The organism is Mycobacterium sp. 050128, assembly GCF_036409155.1.
GTDB lineage: Bacteria > Actinomycetota > Actinomycetes > Mycobacteriales > Mycobacteriaceae > Mycobacterium.
Genome location: NZ_JAZGLW010000003.1, coordinates 473,706 through 500,332, shown reverse-complemented (window position 1 = coordinate 500,332; position 26,627 = coordinate 473,706). Strand labels below are relative to the sequence as shown.

The window sequence follows — 26,627 nt, the reverse complement described above, 5'->3', positions numbered from 1 at the left end:
GGTGGTGCAGCAACGATGACTTCCGGTATCGCGACGATTCTTAATCGGCACGAGCGTGACCGTGCTGGGCTCATCGACATTCTGTGGGATGTGCAACGCGAATCCGGCTACATTTCCGCCGAATCCGCCGCTGGGATAGCCGATTGGCTCGGGCTCTCCGTCGAGGATGTTTTGGAGACTGCGACGTTCTACCATTTCTTCCACACCACGCCGTCGGGCCGTCACCGAATTTATCTGAGCAACAACGTCATCGCGAAAATGCACGGCTACCGCCAGGTGTACGAGGCCCTCGAACTCGAGACCGGGACACGATTCGGCGGCCCCGGGTCAGACGACTTCGGGCTGCTCGAAACAGCGTGCATCGGGATGAGTGACCACGAACCGGCGATGCTCATCGACGATGTCGTGTTCACAGACCTGACACCGGCTTCGGTCGGCGAGATCATAGGGCGACTGAAAAGGGGTGAATCAGCGGCGCAGATCGCCAATCCGGCCGGCCTGCCACCCGACGAAGTGGCATATGTCGATGCGCTGACACGCACCACCGTGCATACGTCGGGACCGGTGTTCTTTTGCGGTATAACCGATTACGGCGCGTTGTGGCGCCGCTGCCTGGCGATGACGCCTGAGAACGTGATCGCCGCCGTCTCCGAGTCCGGCCTGCGGGGGCTGGGCGGCGCGGGTTTCCCCACCGGCAACAAGTGGAAGTTCTGCCGTGCGGCGACCGGCGACGAGAAGTACATCATCTGCAACGCCGATGAGGGCGAGCCCGGAACCTTCAAGGACCGGGCGCTGCTGACCTATTCGCCCAAGCAGGTATTCGTGGGCATGGCGATCGCGGCGCACGGCGTTGGGGCCCGCAACGGCATCCTCTACCTCCGCGCGGAGTATGCGTACCTGCGCGATTACCTCGCCCGGCAGCTGGCGGAGCTACGCAAGGATGGCGTGCTCGGGGACGGGTTCGACATCCGCATCCAGTTGGGCGCCGGCGCCTACATCTGCGGCGACGAAACCGCGCTCCTCGAGTCCTGTGAGGGCAAGCGGGGAACGCCCCGACTCAAGCCGCCTTTCCCGGTCGAGCACGGTTTCCTGGGCAAGCCGACGGTCGTCAACAACGTCGAGACATTCGCCGCGGCGAGCCGGATCATGCAGGAGGGTGCCGCGTGGTTCACGGCAATGGGGGTGCCGGGGTCAACCGGCACCCGGCTGATCAGCGTTGCCGGCGACTGCGCCGCGCCCGGGATCTACGAGGTGGAGTGGGGGGTGACCCTGCGTCAGGTGCTCAAGATGGTCGGCGCCGACAACCCGCGGGCCGTACAGATCAGCGGTCCCTCCGGTGAGATGCTTTCGGTGGCCGCCGATGCCGACCGCAGATTCGGCTACGACGACCTGTCCTGCAACGGCTCCTTCATGGTGTTCAACCACGAACGCGACCTGCTCGACATCGTCGGGGACTTCATGCAGTTCTTTGTCGACGAGTCCTGCGGCATCTGTGTGCCCTGTCGTGCGGGCAATGTGATGCTGCGGCAGAAGGTCGGCCTGGTGGCCGCGGGTCGGGCGGTCCGATCCGATCTCGACGACATGGTTGCCTGGGGTGGGATCGTCGCTAAAACCAGCCGGTGCGGGCTCGGCGCCACCTCGCCCAATCCGATCCTGACCACACTGAAAAAGTTTCCGGAAATCTATTCGGCCCGACTTCGTGAGCGAAATGGCGACCTGCTGCCGTCCTTCGACTCGGAGGCTGAGCTGACCGGTTATGCCCAAGCCGTTGCCGAGCTCGCTCCGCAGGAGTCGCTGTGAGCGTCCGGATCGAGATCGATGGCGAAGGCATCACCTGCGAGGAGGGCGCGACGCTCGTCGATGTCGCCGCCGAGGCGGGCGTCTACATCCCGACCTTGTGCTATCTGCCCGACCATCCTGTCCTGGGTACCTGCCGGGTGTGTTCGGTCAAGGTGAACGGCGCGGTCGCCCCCGCTTGTGCGGTCGAGGTCAGCGATGGGATGCGGGTGGAGGTCAATGACCCGGAAACCACCGATGCGCGTAAAGCATTGGTGGAGATGCTGTTTTCTGAAGGCAACCACAACTGCCCGAGTTGCGAGAAGTCCGGCCGGTGCACGCTGCAGGCGGTCGGCTACGAGGTCGACATGACGGTGTCCCGTTTCCCGTACCAGTTCCCCGAGCGGGTCGCCGACCATGCGGCGGACACGATCTGGCTGGAGCGCGACCGCTGCATCTTCTGCCAGCGTTGTGTGGAGTTCGTCCGGGATCGCGAGACCGGCAAAAAGATCTTCAGCATCAGCGGCCGCGGCGCGGATGCCCGCATCGAGATCGATGTCGAACTGGCCAACAGGATGCCCGTCGAACAGGTCCGCGAGGCCGTCGACATCTGTCCCGTTGGAACGATACTCGAAAAAGGGGTTGGGTATGACGAGCCTATCGGCGAGCGGCGCTACGAAGTCGAATCGGTGAAGGACCGGGCGCTCGAACCACTACGGAGGCAAGGCAAGTGACGGCGTCGAACACCAATGAGCTTGCATCGCATCAACTTCCGGCCACCCCGCTCGACCCCGAATTGGCCGCGAAACGCGCTGGCAAGATCAAGGTCTCGATGATCAGCCTGTGTGGCTGTTGGGGATGTAGCTTGTCGTTGCTCGACATCGACGAGCGGATGATGGACCTGCTGGACAAAATCACAATACTGCGATCGTCCTTCACCGACATCAAGCGCATTCCGGAGCGGTGCGCGATCGGATTCATCGAGGGTGGCGTCGCCAACAAGGACAATATCGAGACACTGCGGCACTTCAGGGATAACTGCGACGTGCTGATCTCGGTCGGCGCTTGCGCGATCTGGGGTGGTGTCCCGGCACTGCGTAACCTGGTGGGCCTCAAGGATTGTCTTGCGGAGGCCTACACGAACTCCCCGACGGCGCCGCCCGCCTCCAGTCCGGTGGTTCCCTACCACCATCGGATCCCCATCCTCACCAACGACGTCTATCCGTGCCACGAAGTCGTGCAGATGGACTACTTCATCCCGGGCTGCCCGCCGGAGGCGGACGCAATCCTTGACGTCCTGGAGGATCTGGTCAACGGACGTCCTGTGAATCTGCCCAAGTCTCTTAACCGTTTCGACTGATCGGGGAATGCCGGTATGGCGAAGACACTCGTAATCGATCCGGTCACCCGAATCGAAGGACACGGAAAGGTGGTCATCGAACTCGATGACGAGCACAACGTCATCGATGCCAAGCTGCACGTGGTGGAGTTCCGCGGCTACGAGAAGTTCATTCAGGGCCACCCGTACTGGGAAGCACCAGTTCTCATGCAGCGGATCTGTGGGATCTGTTTCGTCAGCCACCACCTTGGCGGCGCCAAGGCCCTCGACGACATGATCGGCGTCGGGCCGGCGTCGGGCACGAGTCTCACCCCGACAGCAATCAAGATGCGCCGGCTGGGTCACTACGCACAGATGCTGCAATCACACGTCACCGCCTACTTCTACCTGGTGGTACCGGAGATGTTGTTCGGGATAGACGCCGCGCCCGAGCAGCGCAACCTAATCGGACTGATCGAGGCCAACCCAGATCTCATCAAACGTGTTGTCCGGCTGCGTAAGTGGGGCCAGGAGGTCATCGCCGCCGTCTTCGGAAAGCGCATGCACGGCCTTTCCGCGGTGCCCGGTGGCGTGAACAAAAACCTGACAGCCGCCGACGTGAACCGCTTGCTGCGCGGCGAGGACGGATTGTCCTCCATCGACGAGGTCATCGACGACGCTCAGCTGGGTCTGCAGATGTTCTACGACTTCCATGACGAGCACCGCGCCCAAGTCGACGGCTTCGCCAATGTGGCGGCGCTGAACATGTGTCTGGTGGACGATGACGGCAACGTCGACTACTACGATGGGCGGCTCAGGGTCATCGACGAGCAGAAGAAGCTCATCCGCGAGTTCGATTACCGCGACTATCTCGATCACTTCTCCGAGGGTGTCGAGAAGTGGACCTACATGAAGTTCCCGTACCTCACCGACCTCGGCCGCGACGCCGGCTCGGTGCGGGTAGGCCCGCTGGCCCGGCTCAACGTCACCCAAGCCCTGTCGACACCGATCGCCGCCGAAGCGCTGGAGAGGTTTCACGCTTACACTGGCGGACGCGCCAACAATATGACGCTGCATACCAATTGGGCGCGCACCATCGAAATCGTCCACGCCGCCGAGGTGATCAGGGGCTTGCTCAACGATCCCGACCTGCAAAAGGATGACCTCGTGGTGTCACCGGATGCCTGGACCGGAGAGGGAGTCGGGGTGGTGGAAGCCCCCCGGGGGACCCTGTTGCACCACTACCGCGCCGATCGCGAAGGCAATATCACCTTCGCCAACTTGATCGTGGCCACCACCCAGAACAACCAGGTGCTCAACCGGACGGTACGCAGCGTCGCCGAGGACTATCTCGGCGGCCAGGCTGAGATCACCGAGGGCATGATGAATGCCATCGAGGTGGGGATCCGCGCCTACGATCCCTGCCTGAGCTGCGCCACCCACGCCCTGGGGCAGATGCCCTTGGTCGTCACCGTTGTCGACTCGCGGGGGCGGGTGCTCGATGAACACGTGCGCTGAACCAGACTGTGTCAGTCTCGCGCTGCTCGACAATCCCACGTCGCTGATCTACGGCATCGGTAACGCCGGACGTCAGGACGACGGGTTGGGCTGGGCCTTCATCGACCGGCTCGAGCAAATCCGTCCTCAGCCTCGTGCACACCTGCGCCGTACCTATCAGCTGAGCCTCGAAGACGCCGATCTGATCAGCCGATTTTCGCGAGTGCTGTTCGTGGATGCCACGAAAGACCCTGCGGTCAAATCGTTCACCGTCAGCCGTCCGGAGCCGAAGCTGGACTTCAGCTTCACCTCGCACGCAATCTCAGTGCCGGCAATCCTGGCCACCACCCAGCAGTGCTTCGAAACCGTTCCTCACGCCTATTTGCTGGCGATCCGCGGCTACGAATGGGAACTCCAACAAGGACTGACCAACGCCGCCGAACACAACCTCAGCCACTCATTGGGGTTCTTGTCGAGACCGCAGTAGCGCCGGCCGCACGAGTGGACACTTCTTTGGACTGCCGGCTCGCAGTGGCCGTCATTGGTGTGGTGAGGGGTGCAGGTCGCCTATCAGCCCACCGGCTACGGCGGCGGTGTGCAGCAGATCGTCGCGGGCACAGTCGATTTCGGCGCATCCGGCACCGCGTTCTTTCACCTCGAGGCCAGCGGCAAACGCGGACGGTTGGTCGAAATCAACGGCACCCGGCAGATTTTCTCCATGCCCGACCAAAAATCCACCGAGGATTACGTTTCCGGTCGGTTCGGCTGACCCACCTGACCTTCGATGCGGCTTGACCGCGAACGGGTACCGTGGCGCTGTGTATCCGCTCGAGCTTCCCGTGAACTGATGGACCAGGCAGACACCGCACGCCCGGACCGCAATTTGGCGGTGGATTACTACCGCGTCTCGGGCGTGATCCTGATCGTGCTGGGGCACTGGCTGGCCGGATCCGTGACCTACCACGACGGACATTTCGGACGGCAGAATCCGCTCGTCGACATGCCCTGGACGCAGTGGCTGACCTGGCCGTTTCAGGCGGTGCCGGTATTCTTCCTGGTGGCCGGTTATGCGGGTGCGGTGTCCTGGACGCATCACCGCGAGAGCGGCGGGGTGTCGCGGCAGGCCTGGCTTCGGCGCCGACTCGCGCGCGTCCTGGGTCCGACGGTGGTATACGTCGCGCTGGTGTCGGCGATCGTGGTGGCTGCGGCGGCCTACGGTGTCGGCAGTTCGCTACTGGAATATGCGGGCTGGGCGGTGGCGATGCACCTGTGGTTCCTCGCCGTATACGTGTTGGTGGTTTCGCTGACCCCGGTTGCGATTGCCGCACAACGCCGTTGGGGGCTTTGGGTGCCGGTCGTGATCGCTGTGGCAGTCACCGTGGTGGACACCATGTTGAAACAGGGCCCGTTGCACGACCTCGGTTGGCTGAACTACCTGTTGTGTTGGGGAACGCTGTATCAGCTCGGCATCGCTTGGCATGGTGGGCTATTGGCCGGCCGTAGGCCCCTGCTGCTCGCCACCGGAGCTGGTGTCGCCCTGGCACTTCTGATCTGGCTGGCGGACTATCCGATCAGCATGATCGGCGTTCCCGGCCAAGCCGTGCAGAACACCTCACCGCCGACGGTGGCCATGCTCGCGTTCGGATGCGCGCAGGCTGGAATCGCGATGGCGGCCGCACCCGCGCTCAATCGCATCCTGCGCGCGGGCGCGATCCAACGGGTGCTCGCCGTCGGCAACAACAACGTGATGGCCCTCTACCTGTGGCACATGATTCCGGTCGTGATCGTGGCCCTCGTCGGTTACCCGGCCGGCTTGTTGATGCAACCGGCGGAGGGCACGGCGCAGTGGTGGCTGGGCCGGCTGCAATGGATTGCCATCCTGGGACTCGTGACGGCGGTCGAGATGGTGTTGTTGTGGTGGGGACGGGGCCTGTTCGCCGCGCCACTCCCCCTGCTCGGCATCCCGCTGCCGCAGCGCGGGGCCGAACCGGTCATGCTGCTGGGTGCGGTGCTGGCGGCATACGGCCTCGAGTTCGTCGCCGCCGACGGGTTCGCCCCGGACGGGCACTTTGCACGGGTGACGGTCGCGGTCTTCGCGGTCGGTGCGCTACTGGTGGCGCTTCGTCCCAAACAGGTCAGCCCGCGACCCGCGGCGCCCGCGTCGACGAAAAGTTGACGTGAGCAATCGCGTGTGACCGTTCAGGCCTCGGTGAACGCATCGGGCAACGGACGCCGACACACTTCGCGGGCCTCGTCGGCCCCGAGCCCGAACAGGCGCAGCACATTTTCGGTGACGGTGTCGGCGGCACGCGCGTCGTCGCGGTCCGGATCGTCGCGCAGTAGCTTTCCGAGCCCGAGCAGCGCACCGCCGGCCATGGCGAGGGCGAGCTCCGGGTCATCGACATCGAACCTGCCCGCATCGACGCCGGCCCTGATATCGCGCAGCGCCCGGGGAGCAAGGCCGCGGTCGGACGACAGTAATGCGGGTCCATGCGCCAGCAGAATCTCGCTCTCCTGGGGTCGCTGACGAAATAGCCGACCGGTCAGCCGGAAACTGGCGGCGAAGGTTTCGGCCGGATCCTCGATCGATTCGGTGAGCCGGTCCAGCATCGCCCCGTGGGCATCGAGCACGTCGGCGACCGCGGCCGCGAACAATTGCTCCTTGGTGTCGAAGTGGTTGTAGAAGGAACCCATTCCGACGTCGGCGGCCTGGGTGATCTCGAGAACCGGCACGTTGAGTTTGCCCTCGGCGATCATCCGTTGCGCGGCCTTGATCAGCGCCGCCCTGGTGCGCTGCTTGCGCCGCTCTAGACGATTGGGCTGGTCGGCTTCCTCGGGCATCACGCTCACTGACAGAGTATGCATCACTTTTGAGGATTTCGTCAGAAACCTTGACTGAGCGTTGTCTCGTATGTGACGATTTCGTCAGTTATGTTTCCTCAAGTCAGTGACACACACCGGGATCTGCACAGTGAGCAGGGCGCACTCCCGGGCGAACCCAGCGGCCGGTCCCGGAATCCGGTGATCAAGGTCGTCGACATCGCGTGGCTCGAGTTCGAGAAGCCGGACCTGCCCCGCTCCGAGGCATTCGCGCGGGCGTTCGGGTTTGCGTCGGCACACCGCGGCCCGGACGAAATTCAGCTGCGTGGTACCCGGGCGGGCGCACCGTGCGTGATCGTGCGGCACGGACCGCGAACGCGGTTCACCGGCGCGGCCTTTCGGGCGGCGGACGAGGCCGATGTGCTGCGACTGGCCGACACGTGCGGCACCCGCGCGCGGCCGCTGCCGGATTCCCTCGGGGGCGTGTCGGTCGACCTGATCGACCCCAGCGGCATGCCGGTCCGCGTGGTTGCCGGCATGCACGAGCTGCCGGAGCTGCCGACCCAGCAGTCCCACACGTTCAACTTCGGCGACCATCCGCAGCGCATCAACGCCGGCCAGCGTCCGGCACGGGTGCCCGCTCGAGTGCAACGCCTGGGGCACCTGGTGGTGCAGACCACGAAATACCTCGAAACCCTGAACTGGTATCTGGACAATCTGGGGATGGTCGTCAGCGACTTCCTGTTCTTTCCGGGGCAGCGCGAACGCGGACCGACCATGAGCTTCATCCGTTGCGATCGAGGAGCGACGCCCGCCGATCACCACACACTGGCGGTGGCTCTGGGTCCGGAGAACCGCTACGTCCATTCCGCTTATCAGGTCAGCGATCTCGATGCCCTGGCCGCGGGCGGGGAATACCTGCGCGAGTGTGGCTACTTTCGCTCGTGGGGAATCGGCAGGCACATCCAGGGCAGCCAGATCTTCGACTATTGGCGCGATCCCGACGGCTTTCTGGTCGAGCACTTCGCCGACGGAGACCTATTCGACAACACCGTCGAACCCGGCTGGGCACCGTTGCGCGCGTCCGGCTTGGCCCAGTGGGGACCGGCGGCGACCAGAGACTTTCTGGGAACCGATCTGAAATCGGCTCGCCACGAACTGGTTTCGATGATCACCGCTCTGCGCACCCGCAACGAATTCGATATCAGCCGCCTCATCGGTCTACTGAAGGTGCCCGCATCATGACCGTTTCCGTCCTGCGCACTGCCGACGCCTGGTGGCTCAAAACCGGGACGGGTGCGGCGAAGATCGACACCGCGGCGACGACGACTGGCGCGCTGCTGGCGGATCGGGCGGCAATCGACGCCGCCGCAACTGCGCACACCGTCCCGGTAGGCGACCTCCCGCTGCTTTCGCCGGTGACCCGGCCGTGCCGAGTGGTGGCTCAAATGACCAACTTTGAGTCGCACGTCAGGGACGCGGGCATGGACCCGGCATCGGTTCCGCTGACGTTCTTTCGCAAGGCCTCGGCATCGATCACCGGTCCGTTCGATGAGATCGTCAAACCGCCACACGTTCAGCTGCTCGACTACGAAGTGGAAATCGGGTTGGTGATCGGGCGCGCAATCCCGGTCGGCACCACCATTTCCGACGCGAACTTGGCCGAGTGCATCGCCGGATTGGTGGTCACCAATGATGTTTCGGCCCGCGACGTCCAGCTTCCGCAAACCCAGTTCTACGAGGCCAAGTCGTATCCGACATTCACCCCGGTGGGACCGCAGCTGGTGTTGCTGACGGCCGACGAGCTCGCCCGCTTCGGCGATCTGCGGCTGCGGCTGAGCGTCAACGGCGTCGAACGGCAGAACGCGCTGGTCGACGGCGACATGTTGTATCGGCCGCTGCAAGCTCTGCAGTCACTCACCGCCTTCCAGGAACTCGCCCCGGGTGACTTGGTGCTCACCGGCACCCCGGCCGGCACCGCGCTCAGCGCACCACCCAAGCCGCTGGCGATGATCGGGAACCTGCTGCCGACCTCCCTCAAGTGGAAGGTGTTCTTCAGCCGTCAGGCCGGCAACCCGAATTATCTGCAACGCGGTGACATCGTCGAGGCGACGGTCGCCACCGACGACGGAGCCATCGACCTCGGGACACAGCGCAACGCCGTCCGATTCGCGTGAGCGCTAAGGCTATTCGGCGCGTTCCCGTCGTGATCGTCGGCGGCGGACCGACCGGCATCACCGCCGCGACACTGTTGGCGCAGTACGGCGTGGACAACCTGGTCCTCGATCGCTGGCGCGGCGTCTATCAACAACCACGCGCCGTCCATCTCGACGACGAGATTTACCGCGTTATCGCCCGGCTCGGCATCGCCGACGAGTTCGCCGCTATTTCGCGGCCGACGCTGGGCTTGCGATTGCTCGATGGTCGTCTCCGCGTCCTCGCCGAGTTCACTCGCGATACCGCCCGCAGCCGCAATGGATTTCCGCAGGCCAACATGTTCGACCAACCGGAGTTGGAGGCACTGCTGCGGGCAAACCTCAAGCGGCACCCCCGGGCTGCGCTGCGCGGCGAAACCGAGGTTACCGACGTGACCGACACCGGACAATACGTGCGCGTCACCTTCACCGACCGCACCGACGGCACCGTGCACCAGGTCGATACCGACTACCTGCTGGGTTGCGACGGAGCCAACAGCCTGGTGCGCACCCAAATAGGCTCAGCCATGAAGGATTTGAACTTCGAACAGCGCTGGCTGGTCGTCGACGTCGCCACCGAAGCCGACCTGGGCCAGTGGGAAGGCGTGCACCAGGTGTGTGATCCGACTCGCGCGGGTACCTACATGCGTATCGGAGCGTCACGCTACCGCTGGGAGTTCCAGTTGCTCGACGGCGAATGTGCCGACGAATTCGGCACTGTGACTGCCTTGCGGCCGCTGATCACGCCTTGGACTGCCGGTGTGGAGGACCACGAACTGGCGGTGCTGCGCGTCACGGAGTACACGTTTCGCGCTCAGATCGCCGAGCGCTGGCGCCGGGGCAACATCTTTATCCTCGGTGACGCGGCGCACCTCACTCCCCCGTTTATCGGCCAGGGCATGGGAGCCGGAGTGCGCGACGCGATGAATCTCGCCTGGAAGATCGCCGGAGTTCACCATGGCAACCTTGCCCCGGCCGTTCTGGATACCTATGAGCAGGAACGTAAACCGCACACCCGAAGCCTGATTCGGTTGGCGCTGAACGTCGGTCGCGCGATGACCGGGGGCGCCCGGGTGGGCAATGCGCTCCGCCGCGTAGTGCTGCCCCGGTTACGGCTGATCCCTGGCCTGCGCGACAAGGTGGTTGACTCCACCACGCCGGCACTGCCTTCGTCCGCGCTGGTGTGCAGATCACGCCGGCCCGGCCACCTCGCCGGCAAGCTATGCCCGAACCCGCGGCTGGCCGATGATCAGCGGCTCGACGAGCTGTTGGGAAGCGGCTTCGGCCTGATCACCACCCGCAGCCCAAACGCCGCCGATGAAGCCGCGCTTGCGCAGCGCGGCTTCATCGTGCTGGTTGCCCAGCCAGGCGACGAACTCGCGCAATGGCTGCGCGACGGCCACGCCACGACCGCGCTAGTCCGCCCGGATCGGACGGTGATGCGCGTCGGGCGCGACGTCTCCGCGCTGTGCGCATGGGCATGCGGCGTCGTGGATGGCCGGTTCGGCCCGACGCTCAAGTCGGCCGCGCAACGATGACCGGGACCAACACCGAATGCAGGACGGTGTTACTTACCGAACCCAGGATCAGGCCGGTGAGACCACCGCGGCCGTGACTGCCCACCACCACCAGCTGCGCCTCTGACGACTTTGCCTGTTGAATGATCTGTTGGGCGGGCAGATCACGAGCCAGCAGGCGGCGCACCGTGACATCGGGATATTGTTCGTGCCAACCCGCCAGCCTTTCGGTGAGACTGCGCTCGGCATCGGCCTCGACCGCCTCCCAGTCGAATGCTGGAAGTTCGAGGATTGCGACGTCACTCCAAGCGTGCAGAGCCACCAGATCGACTCCCCGGCGAGACGCTTGATCGAACGCGATCGCCGTTGCGAGTTCGGACGCCGGTGAACCGTCGATCCCCACCAGGACGGGGCCGTGCTGCGGGTCCGGCACGTCTTCGTCGCGGATGACCGCGACCGGGCAGTTGGCGTGGCGCACCACGGTTGAACTGACCGAACCGAGCACACCGCGGGCCAGCAGCCCGCGACCCGAGCTGCCCACGACGATCATCTCGGCGTCGTCGGACATCTTGATCAGGGCCAGCGCCGGAGTCGAATAGACGAACTCCTTGGTGATGGTGACCTTACGGTCTGCCGGCATCGCCTCCTCGGCCAACTTGAATGCGTGAGCGAGTTGCCGGCGGCAATCGTCTTCCAGCTTTACCAACAGCGAGTCGGGATAGGGAACCGGCGGCCAAGTAGTGGTGGGAGTCACCACCGCGTGGAAAAGGGTCAGCGGAATGTTGTGCATCGCCGCGTCGCGGGCCGCCCAGACAACGGCGGTGTCCGATGCGGGTGAGCCGTCGACCGCGACAACGATACCCAGTGGTTTGACAGGTGCCGACATTTCGTACTCCTTTCGTCAGGAGTAACGCTATTGACCGGCGTGGTGTCGGTCGTGAGGCTTTGGTCCCCAACCACCGGGACTTCAGGACCTTCACCAGGTGGGCAGCAGCGCATCGACCGGTGTCTTTCCCGGTGCGACGCCTGGTCGTCGAGCTATCGGTATCGGTCCTCGACGCAGGCGACGGCGGGAACTGTGTTGTCGTGGAAAGTCATTGGCGGTACTCGGCGCGACCGCCAAGCCCGAGCGAGATTTGCTCAGCCGAACAAACTTTGCGCGATGTAGTGGCCTTCTGCAGGCGCGGGCGGCACTGCGAAGATAGCTGAACCGATGTGACGGACGTACTCGTTGAGGAGATCGTTGGCGCCCAGCCGGTTCTGCAGACGCATGAAATGTTGCGGATCATTTTGATACGAGACGAACAGCAGTCCGGCATTCAGTTGGCCATTGGGGTCCAGGCCGTCGGTGTAGTTGTAGGAGCGCCGGCGGATCATGATGCCGTCATTGTTTTCCCGGGCGGCCAAGCCGACGTGTGAGCGCGGATCGATCAGCGGTTCGCCGTCGGCGCCCTTGGCGGCGAAGTTCGGCGTGTCGAATTCGGCCTTGCCGCCCAGCGGCGCTCCTTCCTGCTTGGTACGTCCGAAGATCTTCTGCTGGTTGCCGATCCGGTCGACGTCCCACGTCTCCAGCAGCATCCGGATCTTGCGGACGACCTGATAGGTGCCGCCGTTCATCCACGACTGGTCGCTGTTGTCGACCCAGACGAAACGTTCGTACTCCGTCTCGGTGGCGACGTTGCGGGTACCGTCCTTGAATCCCAACAGGTTTCGCGGGGTCTGCTGACCAGGGCCGGCCGAGGCTCGGCCGAAACCCAGCACCGCCCAGAACGGGGACACGATATTGCGGCCGAGGCGGGCCAGATTTCGCACCGCGTGATAGCAGACCTGCGGGTCGTCGGCGCAGGCTTGCACCGACAGATCGCCGCCGTGCAGCCTCGGATCGAGGTTGTCCCCGTTGAGCGGCGGCAGATCAGTGAATACCGCCGGACGCCGCGCGGCAAGACCGAACCGATCACCGAAGAGCGACGGCCCCAATCCGATCGTGACGGTGAGACTGGCGGGGCTCAGTCCGAAGGCTTCCCCGGTATCGGTGGGAGGCTGCACCTCGACCTGTGGCTGGACCGTTCCGACGGGCTTACCCTGCTGCAGCACCGCCACCGCGGCCGACCAGCGCGCCAGCAGCGCCTGGACATCGGCACGGACGGCGGCCGAAGCCAACGAGAACGACATGAAGACGGCGTAACGCTGTGGGAGCGTGGCGATTCCGCCCTGGTGCACCTGGCCGTAGAAGGGATAGCTGCGGCGCATGTCCACGATGTCGTCATTGTCGCCGTGGTGCGCGGTCGCGGACGCGTAGCCGGCGAACCCGCCACCGACGGCACCGACCGCGGTCCCGGTGAGACCGGCCAGCATCGCGCCGCCGAGCATCCGCCGCCGCGATACTGACGCGTCATCGGCCGGCGTCTCGACGCCGTCGGCAGGTTCGGCCGCCTCGTCGTCAGCCATGATCAGTTGGCGGAGACCACTTTTTGAGCGACCATGGACAGGCTCTGGTGCAGGGGCTGAATCACCGCGGTCAGTTTCGGCGCATCGCTGCCCTGCAGTACCGGAGTGTACGTCCGGTAACCGCCCAGCGCGGCCGGGTCGCGGTAGCCGTCCAGCACACTGAGCACCGCACGGAATTGCTGATCGATCTGACTGACCAGGTTGGCGTCGATCTTCTCCAGGCCCGGCCGAAGCGAAGCGTAAGCCTGTTGGGCGCCTTCGACGTTTCCCGAAAAGTCAACCAGGTCAATGTGACTGAATGCCTCTTCCTCGCCGGTGATCTTGGTGTTCTGCACCTCTTCGATCAAATCGCTTGCGCCGTTTGCCAAGTCCTCGGGCTTGTATTGCAGGCCGGCGACCACATCTTTCAATTTGCCTACGTTACCGACCAATTCGGTGCTCAAGGCCTTGGTACCGGGGGTGATCGCGTTACCCTGCCAGAGGTCGCGCTCGATGGCGTGGAAGCCCTTCCACCCGACCTTGGCGTCGACGGGAGTGGAAGCGCGCATGTCGATCAGATAGTCCAGGCTGCCCGCGTTGTCGCCGACCGCGAAGCCCGGCAGGACGAAGCCCTCGACGCTGGATTCCGCGCGCTCATAGAACAGTCGGGCTTTGGCGTAGGCCGCCTTGGCGGCGTCGAGGTTGCCGGACTGGATCGCCGTATCGAGTGCTTTCACTCCGTCACTGAGCTGGCCGATCTGAGTCACGATGTAGGTCGCGTAGTCCCTGGTGCCCTGACCGAGGATGCTCGCCACCGTACCCGCCGGCCCTGCCGGCGCCTGACCCGTCACCGTCAGGGTTTGGTATTCCGCACTCGCTCCGGGGCAATACAGCTGATACGAGCCGCCGTCCAGAGTGACCGTGAACGACACCGGGTTCAACCCGGGTGCGAGGTTCTCCTTCTCGCCAACGATGCGCTGATCTCGGAGCAACTCCATCTCGGTGATGCCCGGCGCGCTGGTGTTGACGACGGTGAAGGTCACCGGCCCGGCCGGCACGCTGGTGGTGTCCAGCGCGCAACCGTCTTTTCCGCCGCTGTTGGCCATCGTTACTTTGACAGCGTTCGTCCCGCCGGGTGCACTGGCTTGCCGAGATGTCGGGGGGCTCGAGGCTCCGTTCGAGTGGTTGCAGCCCGCCGCGGCCAATACCGTGATGGCTACCAAAGCCGGTGCGATCAGCCAGAATTCACGAGACCGCGACCTTGCCCGGGCGGTGCGATTCGCTATCACTCGTTTTCCTCTCCTGTTCGGCTCGCGCGTCACTGCGCATCGAGATTATGGCGCCAAGGGCACAAGCCAGCGCAAAGCAGGCTAGTACCAACGGAAGCCAGACCCGCCATAGCTGTCGCTCGGCGTGTTTCTGGGTGCCGGCGGCGATCTGCCCGGCGGTCGACTGGTCTTCGGCGGCGGTGGTCGACCAGTCCGTCGGTAGCCCACCAAGGCTGACGGTCTTAGCCCCGGTCAGCCCACCGCCGGTCAAGATCGCCGTGCGGTTGCTCGTCGCTTGCGCACTGATGACGGAATCACCTTGCGTGAGAACCGTATACACCGTAGTCGTTGCCCACTGCCCCACAAACGGCCCCGGGGTGCGGCCGGCCGCCAGACCGACCGGCAGCCGGCCCCCCGCCATGTTTCGCAATTGATCCAGCGTGACCGCCGGCGCGCCATCGGCGCCGGCGGGTTCTGAAGCCTGCCATGCCTGAACCGGCAAACCGTCCACGGTTTGGTCGTCCGCCGGGATCAGCGGGATGCGGCGGACGGTCGAGGTGTCGTCGGCGGCGACGGTCAGCTCACGTCCGTGCGGGCCGGTCGTGATCGACACGCGGGCGGTGTGGCCGGAGTGGTCAGTGACGGTGCGCGCCCGCGCACTCGGCGACGAGCTATCGGCGGGCGCCATGGTCGCCAGCACCGCCGCGACGATGACCAGCACCGCCGCGGCTGCCAGCTGCAGCCGGCAGCGGGCTCGCGGCGTCGCCGCCAGGCGCGCAGGCCAGAGGAAGGCGACGAGCACGGGCACCGCGTACAGCAGCCAGCCCAGCACCTCGATGAGGCGAGGGTCGGTGGGGATGCCGAACACGCCGGCGAGCAACGCGCCCAGCACGGACTGGCTCGGTATCCAGGCGGAGAAATCGAGCACCTGCTGCTGGCCGATGGTCACCCAGCCCGCCTCGTGTGCGGTACGCAGCGCGCCCAGCACCAGCCCGGCGGCGATCAGCACCAGGAACACCCCGGTGATTCGGAAGAAGCGGCCGAGATTGAGCTTCAGACCGCCGAAGTACAGACCGACACCCAGCAGTATCGACACCCCGAGCCCGACCGCGCCGCCCAGCACGGCGAACCACCGGTTGCCGTGCGACGTCTGTGCGGCCGCCAGCAGGAACACCGACGTCTCGAAGCCTTCCTTGAGGACGGCCAGGAACGCCATGGCGACGAGCGCAAGTGACCCACCACGGTTGAGCGCCTGTTGGGCTTCGCGCTCGAGTTCGCCCTTGAGCCGCATGGAATTGCGGTTCATCCAGATGATCATCGAGGTCACAAACACCACGGCAATGGCGTTGATGACCGTCTCCATCATCTCCTGCTGGGCCTGTGGAAGCGTCGCCGAGAACAGATCCAGACCGACGCCGACCGCAACGCTGATCAGCACCGCCAAGGCCACGCCGCCAAACATCGGACGGGTCGACTGCCCACTTCGCTTGAGGAAGGCCGCAACGATGCTCACGATAAGCGTCGCCTCCAGGCCTTCGCGCAGGCCGATGAGGAACGTGCCGAGGAAAACGCCGAATATGCCTTGCATGCGTCCGATTCCCATCCCGCGGATCGGGACCTTCGACTTAGCCTAGCCTAAGTTGTCGTCGCGATTAAGAGCGGTGGCCCGCCCTCGCGACGCCGTCCTCAACGTGATCTTCCCGCCCGGCTCAGCGACCAGGCTCGGTGACGAAGTCGATGAGTTCTTCGACTCTGCTGATCAGCGCGGGTTCGAGGTCGTTCCAGTCGCGTACCCGTGACCGGATGCGCTGCCACGCGCGGGCGATGTCGGCCTGGCTGGCGTGCGGCAATCGAAGCGCCTTGCACGCGCCGTGCTTCCATTCGATGTGCCGCGGCACCTCGGGCCAGGCCGTCAGGCCGAGCCGCTGCGGCTTCACCGCCTGCCAGATGTCGACATAGGGATGGCCGACGACCAGCGTGTCGGGCCCGCCGGGTCCCCGGCGCACCGCCTCGGCAATGCGTGCCTCTTTCGAACCCGTGACGAGGTGATCGACGAGAACACCGAGCCGGCGCCCCGGACCGGGAGCGAACTCTGCCACGATGCCCACCAAATCGTCGACGCCACCGAGATGCTCGACGACGACCCCTTCGATACGCAGATCCTCGCCCCAGACCTGCGCAATGAGTTCCGCATCGTGACGGCCCTCGACGTAAATCCGGCTGGCACGCGCGACTCGAGCGCGCGCGCCCGGTACCGCGACGGAGCCCGAGGCGGTACGGCTCGCGGCGGCCGGTACGGCGCGGCGCGGCTCGGTGAGGATCACCGGACGCCCCTCCAGCAGGTATCCGGGCCCCAGCGGAAAGCCACGGACGTGGCCATGCCGATCTTCCAGGTCGATGCGCCCGTACTCGACCCGCACCACCGCACCGACGTAACCGGTCTCGACATCCTCGACAACAAGTCCCAGGTCAGCAGGGTGTTCGGTCGAGCGCGGCTTGCGCCGACCGGCGGCCAGCACGTCGGTTCCGTAGCGATCCATCACGCGGGCAATACTAGGAACGCTCGCGGCCGAGATCGGTGATCGGCGCGCCCATAAATGCCTGCCGACCGCGTTGCCCCGCCCGCGAATCAGCTGCTTGCTGCTACGTTAATTAGGGCGCCAAGCGCGCAGCAGTTGATGAGGTGGAAGCAATGGGGATTGCCGGCCTGGTATCGAAGGCTGTCGCGTTTCTGCGCGCCGGCTACCCGACCGGGGCGCCGAAGCACGGCTACGTGCCGCTGCTGGCGCTGCTGCGCCGTCGCGTCACCGATGACGAAATCACCACCATCGCAAGTGAATTCATGGCATGCAAAGCAGGGCCGGTCAGCACCGTCGATGTCGGCGTCGCGATCTTTCGGATCACGAATGAGATGCCCTCGCCGGACGACATCGCGCGCGTCGAGCAAAGACTCGACGCGATCGGGCGCGCGCGGCGTTAATCCTGTGCGACCGGCCCGCCGCAGGCCGCCAGATAGTCGGCATAGTTCCACGTCTTCAAGAACTCCCGGCCCGGACCGATCCGCGCTGGTAGAGCGCGTCGCGCTGCGCGGCGGTGATGTCGAAGTCGATCGGGCTCACCTCGTCGGCGGGCACGAAGATGGTGCGCCGCACCGTGCATGGATCGTCGATGTAGGCGTTGTCCTGATTACTCACCAGGGTCTCTACAACGGCGATGCCCAACGACACCGGCCCGTGCACCGGATGCGTGGGCGCAATGCCCGGCCGCGCCGATAGCCGGATCCCGAACGTCGGCCACCGCGGCTGAGCCCGGTCGAACAGCTCCACCGGAAAGCTCGACAACAACCCGCCGTCGACCCAGGTGGCGCCGCCCACTCGCACCGGTTCGAACACGTAGGGAATCGCCGCCGAGGCGTGCACCGCGCGTGCCACGGAGAAGTCGTTCGGGTCGACTCCGTACGAGTCGAGGTCCCACGGGATGCGCACCAGCCGGCGCCGGGACAGATCGCTGGCGGTGACCACCAGCGACCACGCAAATTGTTCAGGTTCTTCACCGGTGCGCAGGTCGCCGAAGGTCCGCACACCCAGGTCGGCGAGCAAGCCTGCCAGCAGGTGTTCGAGATGGGCGCCGTGGTAGACCCCATCCGACAGCAGCAGTGACAGTCCCCCACCGATCAGCGGCACATGCCCGACCAGGTTGCGGTCCAGAAACTTTCGGTAGTCGAGCGAACGCATGATCTCGGCGAGCCGGGTGATTGGTTCGCCCGCCGCCTGCAGGGCTGCCACCAGCGACGCGACGATCGCGCCCGCGCTCGTCCCGGCGACCCGAGGGAATCGGTAGCCGGCCGCGGCCAGCGCGTCCACCGCCCCGACCAGGCCGATACCCCGAACGCCGCCGCCCTGGCAAACGAGATCGACGGGCTGCGTGCTCATGAGATCCGGCTCCCGTCGGTCGCGAAGAAGTGCACATGTCCGGGTTCCGGATGCAACCGCACCCGGCTGCCCTTTTGGGGTGGATTGCGCCCATCGGCGCGAGCGACGACGTCTTGGTCGATTGCCTTCGCGGAGTCGGTGATTCGGCCATACAGGTAGGCGTCGGCCCCGAGCTCCTCGACGACGTCGACCTCCATCTCGACACCGAGCCCGCCCAGCTCGAAGTGCTCGGGCCGGACACCGACCACGATCTCGCTCGCACTGTCGGCGATCTCTCGCGGCAGTTGGATCGGCCAATCCCCCAGCGACACAGCGGAATCGACGATCGGCAGAGTAAACAGGTTCATTGCCGGCGACCCGATGAATCCGGCCACGAACACGTTGGCGGGGTTGCGGTAGAGCTGGCGTGGCGCCGCGAATTGCTGCAGCACACCGTCGCGCAGCACCGCCACGCGGTCCCCCATCGTCATGGCCTCGACCTGGTCGTGGGTGACGTAGACGGTCGTGGTCTGAAGCCGTCGCTGCAGCGCGGCGATCTGATTGCGGGTTTGCACCCGGAGTTTGGCATCGAGATTGGACAGCGGCTCGTCCATCAGGAACACGTGCGGGCGCCGCACGATCGCGCGTCCCATCGCCACGCGCTGGCGTTGCCCGCCGGAGAGGTCCTTGGGTTTGCGATCCAGATATGGTTCCAGGTCAAGCAGTTTCGCCGCGGCGAGCACCCGGTCGGTGATCTCGGCCTTGGAGGATTTCGCGATCTTCAACGCGAAACCCATGTTCTGCGCGACCGTCATATGCGGGTACAGCGCGTAGTTCTGGAACACCATCGCCACGTCGCGGTCCTTAGGATCGACATGGGTCACGTCGCGCTCACCGATGCGGACGCAGCCGGCGTCCAGCGTTTCCAGTCCGGCGACCATCCGCAACGAGGTCGTCTTGCCGCATCCCGACGGTCCGACCAGGACGACGAACTCGCCGTCGTCGACAAACAAGTCGAGGCCGTCCAGGGCTGGGCGTTCCGCGCCCGGGAAGTGTCGCGTCGCCTGCTCCCAACTCACCGACGCCACGGTTCAGCCACCAAGCCCGGTCACGGCGATGCCGCGCACGAAGGAACGCTGCGCGACCGCATAGATGATCACCAGCGGCACCATGATGATGATCGAGGCAGCCATGATGATCGGCCAGCGGGCCACGTACTCTCCCCGCAGCCGCACCAGGCCGAGCGTGAGGGTGGCCAGGCTGTTGCGCTGAATCATCAACAATGGCCACAGAAAGTCGTTCCAGACGTTGACCCAGGTGAGCACGGCAAGCACCATCACGGCGGGCCTGGCATGGGGCAACAGAATCCTCCAGTAGATCTGCCACGGCGTACAACCGTCGAGTATCGCGGCTTCCTCGAGATCGGCGGGCAGCGTTTGGAAGAACTGCCGCATCAGGTAGGTCCCGAACGCACTGCCGAACAGGCCGGGCACGATCATCGCCCAGGGCGTATCAACCCATCCCGCCGTGCGCATCAGGATGAACTGCGGAATCACCGTCACGGTCAGCGGCACCATCAGCGTCCCCAGGTACAACACGAACAACGTATCGCGCCCCCGGAATTGCAGTCGCGCGAAGGCATATCCGGCCAGCGAGCAAAAGAACACCTGCCCCGCGGTCACGCACCCGGCGTACAGCACGGTATTGAAAAACATTCGCCAGAACGGCATCACGTTGAACACCTCGACGTAGTTCGACCACCGCGGGTGGGACGGCAGCAGCTTCGGCTCGCTGATCTCGCCCTCCCTCTTCAGCGAACCCGACACCGCCCAGGCGACCGGGAAAAGCCAGCACCAGGCGATGGTGATCAGCAGTGTGTAGACCATCACGGCGCGAACAGCACTGCGCTTGACCACTCCCTCAGCTAAGGCCACGCGAAGCCTCCCACGATCGCCGATGCGTCAGCCGCAACTGGACAAAGGTCAATACCAGCAAAATCGCGAACATCACCCAGGCCAGCGCCGACGCGTACCCGAATTCCAGGAATGAGAAAGCATGCTGGAACAGCATGATGCCCAGCACATAGGTCGACGTCTCCGGGCCGCCATTCGAACCATTGAGAACGTAGATCATGTCAAACGCCTGGAACGCGTGGATGATTGAGATGACGACGACGAACGACACCGAGCCGCGGATCAGTGGCACCGTGATCGACCAGAACTGCCGTATCTCGCCCGCACCGTCGATTTTGGCTGCCTCGTAGACGGTTTGCGGCACTCCTTGCATCGCCGCCAGCAGGATGATGGTCGCGAACGGCACACTTCGCCACACGGCGACCACGCAGAGCGAGGCCATCGCCCAATCGGGGTCGACAAGCCACGGAACCGGACCGAGTCCCACCCAGCCGAGCATGATGTTGAGCAGTCCGTTGTCGGTGTTGAAGACGAACTGCCAGACGACCGCCAGGACCACCGACGAGATCGCCAGGGGCATGAAGACGATTGTCCGAACGATGGCTATGCCCTTGGCTTTCCGGTTCAGCACCGCCGCCACGACGAGACTGATGACGACCGTGGGTATGACCGTTCCGAGGGTGAAGACGATGGTGTTGCGGATCGCGATGAGAAACAACGGGTCTGACGTGAAAAGGTCTTCGAAGTTCTTGAGGCCCACGAACTTTGGCGGCCTGAACACGTCCCAGCGCTGGAAGCTCATGTACAACGAGAATCCGAGCGGAAAGAGCATGAACACCGCGACCGCGGCCAGGTTCGGTGCGACGAACATGCGTCCCGCCCAGGCTCGCCGCCGTGACGGATACGGCCCCTGCGGACGGCGTTTCGCGGCGGCCGGGGTGTGCACGGCTGATCTGTTGACCGATGTCATGGGTTGCGCAGCACCTCGTCAACGGCGACCGACAACCCGGTCAGCGATGTCGCGGGGCGCGAGCCACGCAAGACGGGTCCCATGTTGCGATCCATCAGCGCAACGACCTTTTCCCAAACCGGGGTGACGGGCAGGCCTTCGGAATAAGAGGGTCCTTCGGTGAGCACCGTGAGGTTGCGAATCCGCTGGTGGGCCTTGGCGAAGCCGTCCGAAGCAAGCACGGATCGCAACACTGGCACGAAGAGGCAGGATTGCGCGATGATCGCTTGACCCACGGGACCGCAGGCGAACTTGACGAATTGCCATGCCTGGTCCTGATGTCGGCTACTCGCCGAGATAGACAGCCCGGTGGTGCCGATGTTGGAGCAGGCGCTCCGCCCGCTGGGCAGCGACGGCCCCACCGGTAGGGGCGCGACGTCGAAATCCAATCCCTCGGCGCGAATAAAGGTCTGGTATCGCCAGTGACCGCCCAGCGCCATGGCTGCCTTGCCCGCGGCGAACAGATCTGGCGTCGACATCGATTGCACCTCGGAGGCGTTGGGTGCCACCTTGTGTTTGTTGGCGAGGTCGGCGTAGAACTGCACGGCCTCCATGAACGCCGGGTTGTCGAAATTGAAATGGGTCGGATTGCGAATCGGCGTCGACCACGGTACGCCGTTGTTCATCGCGAACAATCCGGCCGAGTAGTACGAGACGAAGGTGTTCACGAAACCCCACTGCGTGGCTCGCCCCGACCCGTCCCGCTTGGTCAACGCCTTGGCCGTGTCGAGGAACTCGGCGAACGTCCACGTCTTACTCCACGACGTGGGCGGGGGCGCCACACCGGCGTCGGCGAACAGCTGCCTGTTGTAAAACAAGAAGTTTCCCGACCACTGCTCCGGAAAAGCCGATTGCTGATCGTTGAACGCGAAGGTGTCATACAGCGGGCCAACGCTGTCCGCCTTGAACTCGGCGGCGAAGGCTTGATCGCGCCCCAAGCGGTCGTTCAAGTCCAGCAAAACCCCCCGGGCGGCCAATTCCGCATAGCTCAGTTCCCAGGTCTGCAGCACATCCGGGCATTTGCCACCCGCGCAGAACGTGGACAACTGCTGCATCACGCCGGGCCCAGACCGCACCGCCCGAACCTTGATGTCGGGGTGGCGGCGCTCGAACTCAGCGACGACACGTAGGCGGGCGGCGGCCTCGTCCGGGTTGGCGGCGAAGAAGAACGTCAACGCGTCGTCGTCGGAAGCACATCCACCGGCCCACGGTGCCAGAGCCGCGGCCGTCAGCGCGCCGGCGCCGCGCATCAAGCTCCGCCGTCCGAACGGCTTATCGAGCATCGTGGTCCCGTTCTCGCCCGGTCGCCGACGCCGCCGCCGGCCGTGTCCCATGTCCTTGGTACCCGATGGGACTGGGATATGTCTGAGACGGCCACTGCGGCAGCGCGAGCACGGCCCGGCGCCGACGGCCGCCGTCGGCGGTGATGCCGATGGTGTGAATGCGATTGTCCGCGCCGATGCCGAGCTGCAACAGGATCTCCGCGTGCCCGCGCGGCGCGATCACGATGCCCGGAGCCCCGTCGATCAGCATCACCACGCCGGCCCGGGCACGCTGCGCGAATTGACGCGTCTCCTCGGCGACCTCACGGGCCCCACGCAGCTCGGCGGCCACGTGATCGGGAACCAACACGCGATCGACCCGGCGCACCACATCGGGGGCCAACAGCTCGAGCAACGTGGCGATATCACCGCCACGGGATGCCGTCAGAAACGCCTCGACGATCTCGAGGTGCCCCGCCAGGTGGCGGGGCCGGGCGGGCGAGCCACCGTGCAGCCGCGAACGGGCCCGACTCGCCAGCTTCTTCGCGGCGGTCGGTGTCCGGTCCAACACGTCGCCGATCGTCTCGAAGGGCACGGCGAACAGGTCGTGCAGGACGAATGCGACTCGCTGCGCGGGCGACAGGCGATCCAGCACCACCAGCATCGCGGTGCGTACCGAGTCGGCCAGCAGCACGTCCTCGTCGGCCGGCACCGACGTGGTGGCTGCCAGTCGGTCCAATTCGTGCGCGTCGGCCACCGGTTGCTCGGCGCGACGCTTTCGCACGCGCAGCTGGTCGAACGCCTCGCGGGCGGTGATCGTGGTGAACCACCCGGTCAGATTGCGGACGGCGCCGATGTCGTGGGCCCGGCTGGCCTTCAGCCACGCGGACTGCACCGCGTCGTCGGCATCCGCGGCCGAGCCGAGTAGCCGAAACGCCACCGCCCGCAAGTGCTGACGATCGGCGTCGAACCGCTGCGCCAGATCGGCGAGGTCCACCAGATTTTCGGTTGCGTTCATGGGTCACCTTTTCCGCAGGGGAGTCGTCAAGAAGATGACCGCATCGATCGAACTCTCCGCACCACAGAGACCAGCACCATGACCCTACCGATTGTGCGCCGCGATGCGCATCGCAGGACGGCTCGCCGCAGCGGAAATAGCTGCACCACAACGGTTTGAACGAAGGAAGGACCTGATTCGCATGCACATCGCATACCTGGTGATCACTCTGATCACCGTGATCGCCACCGGCGGGATAGCCGTCGCCGACCTCATCCCCGCGAAATTCGTGTTGGCAAACTCGGCCGAGGTCGGTGTGCCCCGTTCGTGGATACCGGCGTTGGCGTTGACGAAGCTGGCCGGGGCCGTCGGACTGGTCGCCGGGCTGGTGGGTCTGTCGGCGTTAGGTATCGCGGCCGCGGCCGGCCTGGTCCTGTTCTTTATCGGGGCGGTGCTGACTCACGTCAGGGCACACGTCTTGTACAACATCGCCTTTCCGGGCGGGTTCCTGTGCCTGTCCGCAACGTCGCTGGCGCTGCTGGTGAGTGAGCGCTACTAGCTGGTCATGCGGGTCTTGACCGCGTCGTCCTGCTTCTTGGCCACGTCCATCACGAAGTCCTGCGGAGCGGCGTCGTTGGGTCCGCTGTCGAACTCCAGGTCGACGACGACCTTGCCCTCGGAGAACACCACGTAGGTCACCGATTTGGTGTTATCGGGCGACGGCCCGACGACGATGATGCCGTTGGTCCCCACCGCGAACGGCTGCGGGGCACCGGTGACGTATTTACCCAGGGAGGCCGGTCGGTCTTTGGCGCCTTGGGCGGCCGACGCCGCATCGGTAAAGACGACGAGGAGATCCGCGATGGTGTGGGTCTTGGAGGTGTTGCTGAAGGTCACCGCCACCCCGGCCACGCCGCCGGGGTTCTGCTCCGGCGGACCCAAAGTGGTGTCGGCGCCGATGTCGGCGGCCGAGATCAGCAAGTTGGAGTAGTCGGCGAGCGGCGCGGTCCCCGAAGGCGCCGCGCTCGACGCGGATGAGGATGTTGCCGAACTCGACGATGCCGCCGAGGACGACGAGGACGTCGACGACGATGACGGGGAAGATGACTTTTCGTCTTTGCCACAGGCTGTCGTGCCGGTCAGCAAGGCGCTGATCGCCACCCCAACGCCGACGGTTTTTACCACACTCATCGCTTGCCTACGTTTCATGACAGCTATTTCTACGGCACCTATCAGGTTCTCGGCAATACATGCAACGCTGGTAGCGAGCTGATCAGGGCGGGCGCTCAGGCCGGAAAATAGCGGATGTGATCGATGGCCTTGCCGCGCCGGCCCAAGTCGGCAAACATAATGCCGCGCCCGTGAGCCGAATTGAGCGAGACGGTGATCGTGGCCCCCGCACCGATCATCTTGGTCCAGTTCGCGCCAGCGAGTTCCGCCGCGAATTCGGCGATGTCGAGCGGGTCATTGTCACCCAGAGTGATTGCGGCAGCAGGCGATAGCGCGTGAGCAGCAGCCAATGTATCACCGCGCGAAACGGCCCCGAGGAATGTCTGCACCAGCCTCTTGTGCCGGGCACCCGGCCGGCGAAAGCCGGTCATGAAGCCCGCAGTTCCAGGCAGCCCTTGATTGTTCAGCAGCCCTCGCGACAGTGCTACCGCGGGTGACACGGCCTGCAATCCGGTCCGCAGGAACTGCAGCATCATCGCCGGCAGCTCCCAGTACGCCCGCAGATGAGCAATCTGCCACTGGCCGTTCGCTTCTCGCAGGTCGTAACGCAGGAACGCGGGTATATACATCGTGGTGGCCGCACCCATCGACACCTCGAGCTCGAGGTCGCGCAGCACAACCGTGCCGAAGACGATGTCGAGGTCGCGATGGAACTTGATCGCACGCGGGCCGATGAAGGTGTCGTAGAAGTTCCCGATCTGGACCCGGCCCAGGTGCGGCCGCGAGCCGACCGGGTCTTCGATGCGGGCGTCCTCGGTGAACAACCCCACCCAACCGGCGCGGTCGTGCGCGGCGGCCGCCCGGGGCGAGCGCTCCACCGCGGCCAGCAGGGACTCCCGATCCAGTGGCACCACCATCAGACGCCCTCGATCAATTCGATTCCGGCACTTCGCATCTCGACCAGTGCTTGCGCGGCCGAACTGGGCGACACCGCCGCGGTCAGGTCGAGCAGCACCCGGGTGCTCAAACCGTTGCGCGCCGCATCCTCGGCGGTTCGCCGGACGCAATGGTCGATGGCAATGCCGACGACGTCGACCTCGTCGACGCCGCGCTGGCGCAGCCAATCGAGTAGCGACGTCCCGTTCTCCTCGGCACCCTCGAAGCCGCTGTAGGCGGCGGCCCGGGCGCCCTTGCGGAATACCGCCTCGATCCGCCGGGTGTCGAGGTCGGGACGAAATTCCACTCCGGGACTTCCCGCAACGCAGTGCGGCGGCCAGGACGACGAATAGTCGGGGTGATCGGAGAAATGGGCGCCCGGGTCGATATGGAAGTCCTTCGTGGCCACAACGTGGTGGTAGCCGGGCTCGCGGGCCAGATAGTCGTTGATGGCGCCGGCCACGTCCTCGCCGCCGGTGACGGGCAGCGAGCCGCCCGCGCAGAAGTCGTTTTGCACGTCGACGATGATCAACGCTCGCACGCGCTCCACCATATCGCCGTCAACTGCGGCGATGGGCCAGCCGGTTTGTTTGCCGATTCGCCGGGTAACC

Annotated in this window: 25 protein-coding genes and 2 pseudogenes; 12 read left to right on the top strand and 15 right to left on the bottom strand. The window is 65.1% G+C overall.

Going from position 1 to position 26,627, the window contains the following annotated elements:
* Positions 1-15 precede the first annotated feature (15 nt).
* The 7 genes and pseudogenes from SKC41_RS23085 to SKC41_RS23055 all read left to right on the top strand — a co-directional run bounded on the left by SKC41_RS23085 (position 16) and on the right by SKC41_RS23055 (position 6,767).
* Complete coding sequence (locus SKC41_RS23085) at positions 16-1,800, top strand: NAD(P)H-dependent oxidoreductase subunit E (protein WP_330979980.1); 1,785 nt, start codon at positions 16-18, stop codon at positions 1,798-1,800.
* Positions 1,797-2,510, top strand: a complete 714-nt coding sequence (locus SKC41_RS23080; protein WP_330979979.1) for a 2Fe-2S iron-sulfur cluster-binding protein — start codon at positions 1,797-1,799, stop codon at positions 2,508-2,510. Before SKC41_RS23085 ends, SKC41_RS23080 begins: the two co-directional genes overlap by 4 nt.
* A complete protein-coding gene (locus SKC41_RS23075) occupies positions 2,507-3,136 on the top strand; it encodes an NADP oxidoreductase (protein WP_330979978.1) in 630 nt (209 codons plus the stop codon). The genes SKC41_RS23080 and SKC41_RS23075 overlap by 4 nt, the downstream gene beginning before the upstream one ends.
* Before the next feature lie 15 nt (positions 3,137-3,151).
* On the top strand, positions 3,152-4,612 hold the full coding sequence (locus SKC41_RS23070; protein WP_330979977.1) for a Ni/Fe hydrogenase subunit alpha: 1,461 nt from the start codon (positions 3,152-3,154) through the stop codon (positions 4,610-4,612).
* Positions 4,596-5,078: a hydrogenase maturation protease gene (locus SKC41_RS23065; protein ID WP_330979976.1), complete on the top strand. Its 483-nt coding sequence runs from the start codon at positions 4,596-4,598 to the stop codon at positions 5,076-5,078. Before SKC41_RS23070 ends, SKC41_RS23065 begins: the two co-directional genes overlap by 17 nt.
* A gap of 153 nt (positions 5,079-5,231) precedes the next feature.
* Positions 5,232-5,360, top strand: a pseudogene (pstB, locus tag SKC41_RS23060) (phosphate ABC transporter ATP-binding protein); the annotation flags it as partial.
* A 78-nt stretch (positions 5,361-5,438) separates the two neighbouring features.
* Positions 5,439-6,767, top strand: coding sequence for an acyltransferase family protein (locus SKC41_RS23055; RefSeq protein WP_330979975.1), 1,329 nt, complete (start codon positions 5,439-5,441; stop codon positions 6,765-6,767).
* A 23-nt stretch (positions 6,768-6,790) separates the two neighbouring features.
* Here SKC41_RS23055 and SKC41_RS23050 read toward each other — a convergent pair whose 3' ends face one another.
* Positions 6,791-7,432: a TetR/AcrR family transcriptional regulator gene (locus SKC41_RS23050; protein WP_330980105.1), complete on the bottom strand. Its 642-nt coding sequence runs from the start codon at positions 7,430-7,432 to the stop codon at positions 6,791-6,793.
* 90 nt (positions 7,433-7,522) lie between these two features.
* Between SKC41_RS23050 and SKC41_RS23045 the strand changes: the two genes are divergently transcribed.
* From SKC41_RS23045 to mhpA, 3 genes are read left to right on the top strand one after another with little or no spacing between them, the layout of a single operon-like run.
* On the top strand, positions 7,523-8,656 hold the full coding sequence (locus SKC41_RS23045; RefSeq protein WP_330979974.1) for a VOC family protein: 1,134 nt from the start codon (positions 7,523-7,525) through the stop codon (positions 8,654-8,656).
* Positions 8,653-9,588, top strand: a complete 936-nt coding sequence (locus tag SKC41_RS23040) for a fumarylacetoacetate hydrolase family protein (RefSeq protein WP_330979973.1) — start codon at positions 8,653-8,655, stop codon at positions 9,586-9,588. The genes SKC41_RS23045 and SKC41_RS23040 overlap by 4 nt, the downstream gene beginning before the upstream one ends.
* Entirely contained in the window at positions 9,585-11,144 is a 1,560-nt protein-coding gene (gene mhpA, locus SKC41_RS23035; RefSeq protein ID WP_330979972.1) for a bifunctional 3-(3-hydroxy-phenyl)propionate/3-hydroxycinnamic acid hydroxylase MhpA, read from the top strand. Before SKC41_RS23040 ends, mhpA begins: the two co-directional genes overlap by 4 nt.
* Here the strand turns inward: mhpA and SKC41_RS23030 are convergent.
* The 5 genes from SKC41_RS23030 to SKC41_RS23010 form a co-directional block, all read right to left on the bottom strand.
* A complete protein-coding gene (locus SKC41_RS23030; RefSeq protein ID WP_330979971.1) occupies positions 11,122-12,009 on the bottom strand; it encodes a universal stress protein in 888 nt (295 codons plus the stop codon). The two genes, mhpA and SKC41_RS23030, sit on opposite strands and share 23 nt — an antisense overlap.
* A 254-nt stretch (positions 12,010-12,263) precedes the next feature.
* Positions 12,264-13,571 (bottom strand): iron uptake transporter deferrochelatase/peroxidase subunit, encoded by a 1,308-nt coding sequence (gene efeB / locus SKC41_RS23025; protein WP_330979970.1) that lies wholly within the window; start codon positions 13,569-13,571, stop codon positions 12,264-12,266.
* A 2-nt stretch (positions 13,572-13,573) separates the two neighbouring features.
* Positions 13,574-14,788 (bottom strand): iron uptake system protein EfeO, encoded by a 1,215-nt coding sequence (gene efeO / locus SKC41_RS23020; RefSeq protein ID WP_442931768.1) that lies wholly within the window; start codon positions 14,786-14,788, stop codon positions 13,574-13,576.
* 7 nt (positions 14,789-14,795) lie between these two features.
* Positions 14,796-16,406: an iron uptake transporter permease EfeU gene (gene efeU / locus SKC41_RS23015; RefSeq protein WP_330979969.1), complete on the bottom strand. Its 1,611-nt coding sequence runs from the start codon at positions 16,404-16,406 to the stop codon at positions 14,796-14,798.
* Between the two features lie 121 nt (positions 16,407-16,527).
* The gene (locus SKC41_RS23010) at positions 16,528-17,361 is read right to left on the bottom strand and encodes a DUF3097 domain-containing protein (protein ID WP_330979968.1); all 834 of its coding nucleotides are present in this window, start codon (positions 17,359-17,361) and stop codon (positions 16,528-16,530) included.
* A gap of 149 nt (positions 17,362-17,510) precedes the next feature.
* Between SKC41_RS23010 and SKC41_RS23005 the strand changes: the two genes are divergently transcribed.
* Positions 17,511-17,798, top strand: coding sequence for a DUF3349 domain-containing protein (locus SKC41_RS23005; protein ID WP_330979967.1), 288 nt, complete (start codon positions 17,511-17,513; stop codon positions 17,796-17,798).
* On the opposite strand, the pseudogene SKC41_RS23000 reads toward SKC41_RS23005, so the two are convergent.
* The 6 genes and pseudogenes from SKC41_RS23000 to SKC41_RS22975 all read right to left on the bottom strand — a co-directional run bounded on the left by SKC41_RS23000 (position 17,795) and on the right by SKC41_RS22975 (position 23,931).
* Positions 17,795-18,750, bottom strand: a pseudogene (locus SKC41_RS23000) (patatin-like phospholipase family protein). The gene SKC41_RS23005 and the pseudogene SKC41_RS23000 sit on opposite strands and share 4 nt — an antisense overlap.
* Positions 18,747-19,817 (bottom strand): ABC transporter ATP-binding protein, encoded by a 1,071-nt coding sequence (locus SKC41_RS22995; protein WP_330979966.1) that lies wholly within the window; start codon positions 19,815-19,817, stop codon positions 18,747-18,749. The pseudogene SKC41_RS23000 and the gene SKC41_RS22995 overlap by 4 nt, the downstream one beginning before the upstream one ends.
* A gap of 3 nt (positions 19,818-19,820) precedes the next feature.
* Complete coding sequence (locus SKC41_RS22990; protein ID WP_442931767.1) at positions 19,821-20,615, bottom strand: carbohydrate ABC transporter permease; 795 nt, start codon at positions 20,613-20,615, stop codon at positions 19,821-19,823.
* Between the two features lie 34 nt (positions 20,616-20,649).
* Positions 20,650-21,513 (bottom strand): carbohydrate ABC transporter permease, encoded by an 864-nt coding sequence (locus tag SKC41_RS22985; RefSeq protein WP_330980103.1) that lies wholly within the window; start codon positions 21,511-21,513, stop codon positions 20,650-20,652.
* Between the two features lie 95 nt (positions 21,514-21,608).
* Complete coding sequence (locus SKC41_RS22980; protein ID WP_330979964.1) at positions 21,609-22,934, bottom strand: ABC transporter substrate-binding protein; 1,326 nt, start codon at positions 22,932-22,934, stop codon at positions 21,609-21,611.
* Positions 22,924-23,931 carry a sigma-70 family RNA polymerase sigma factor gene (locus tag SKC41_RS22975; protein WP_330979963.1) on the bottom strand — a complete coding sequence of 336 codons (1,008 nt, stop codon included), beginning with the start codon at positions 23,929-23,931 and terminating at the stop codon, positions 22,924-22,926. The genes SKC41_RS22980 and SKC41_RS22975 overlap by 11 nt, the downstream gene beginning before the upstream one ends.
* Positions 23,932-24,112: 181 nt before the next feature.
* Here SKC41_RS22975 and SKC41_RS22970 point away from each other — a divergent pair, with 181 nt between their 5' ends.
* Entirely contained in the window at positions 24,113-24,469 is a 357-nt protein-coding gene (locus SKC41_RS22970) for a DoxX family protein (protein WP_330979962.1), read from the top strand.
* Here SKC41_RS22970 and SKC41_RS22965 read toward each other — a convergent pair.
* From SKC41_RS22965 to pncA, 3 genes are all read right to left on the bottom strand, one after another.
* Positions 24,466-25,101 carry a hypothetical protein gene (locus tag SKC41_RS22965; protein ID WP_330979961.1) on the bottom strand — a complete coding sequence of 212 codons (636 nt, stop codon included), beginning with the start codon at positions 25,099-25,101 and terminating at the stop codon, positions 24,466-24,468. The two genes, SKC41_RS22970 and SKC41_RS22965, sit on opposite strands and share 4 nt — an antisense overlap.
* Before the next feature lie 95 nt (positions 25,102-25,196).
* A complete protein-coding gene (locus tag SKC41_RS22960; protein ID WP_330979960.1) occupies positions 25,197-25,997 on the bottom strand; it encodes a ketosteroid isomerase family protein in 801 nt (266 codons plus the stop codon).
* A complete protein-coding gene (gene pncA, locus SKC41_RS22955; RefSeq protein WP_330979959.1) occupies positions 25,997-26,557 on the bottom strand; it encodes a pyrazinamidase PncA in 561 nt (186 codons plus the stop codon). The genes SKC41_RS22960 and pncA overlap by 1 nt, the downstream gene beginning before the upstream one ends.
* Between the last annotated feature and the right edge of the window lie 70 nt (positions 26,558-26,627).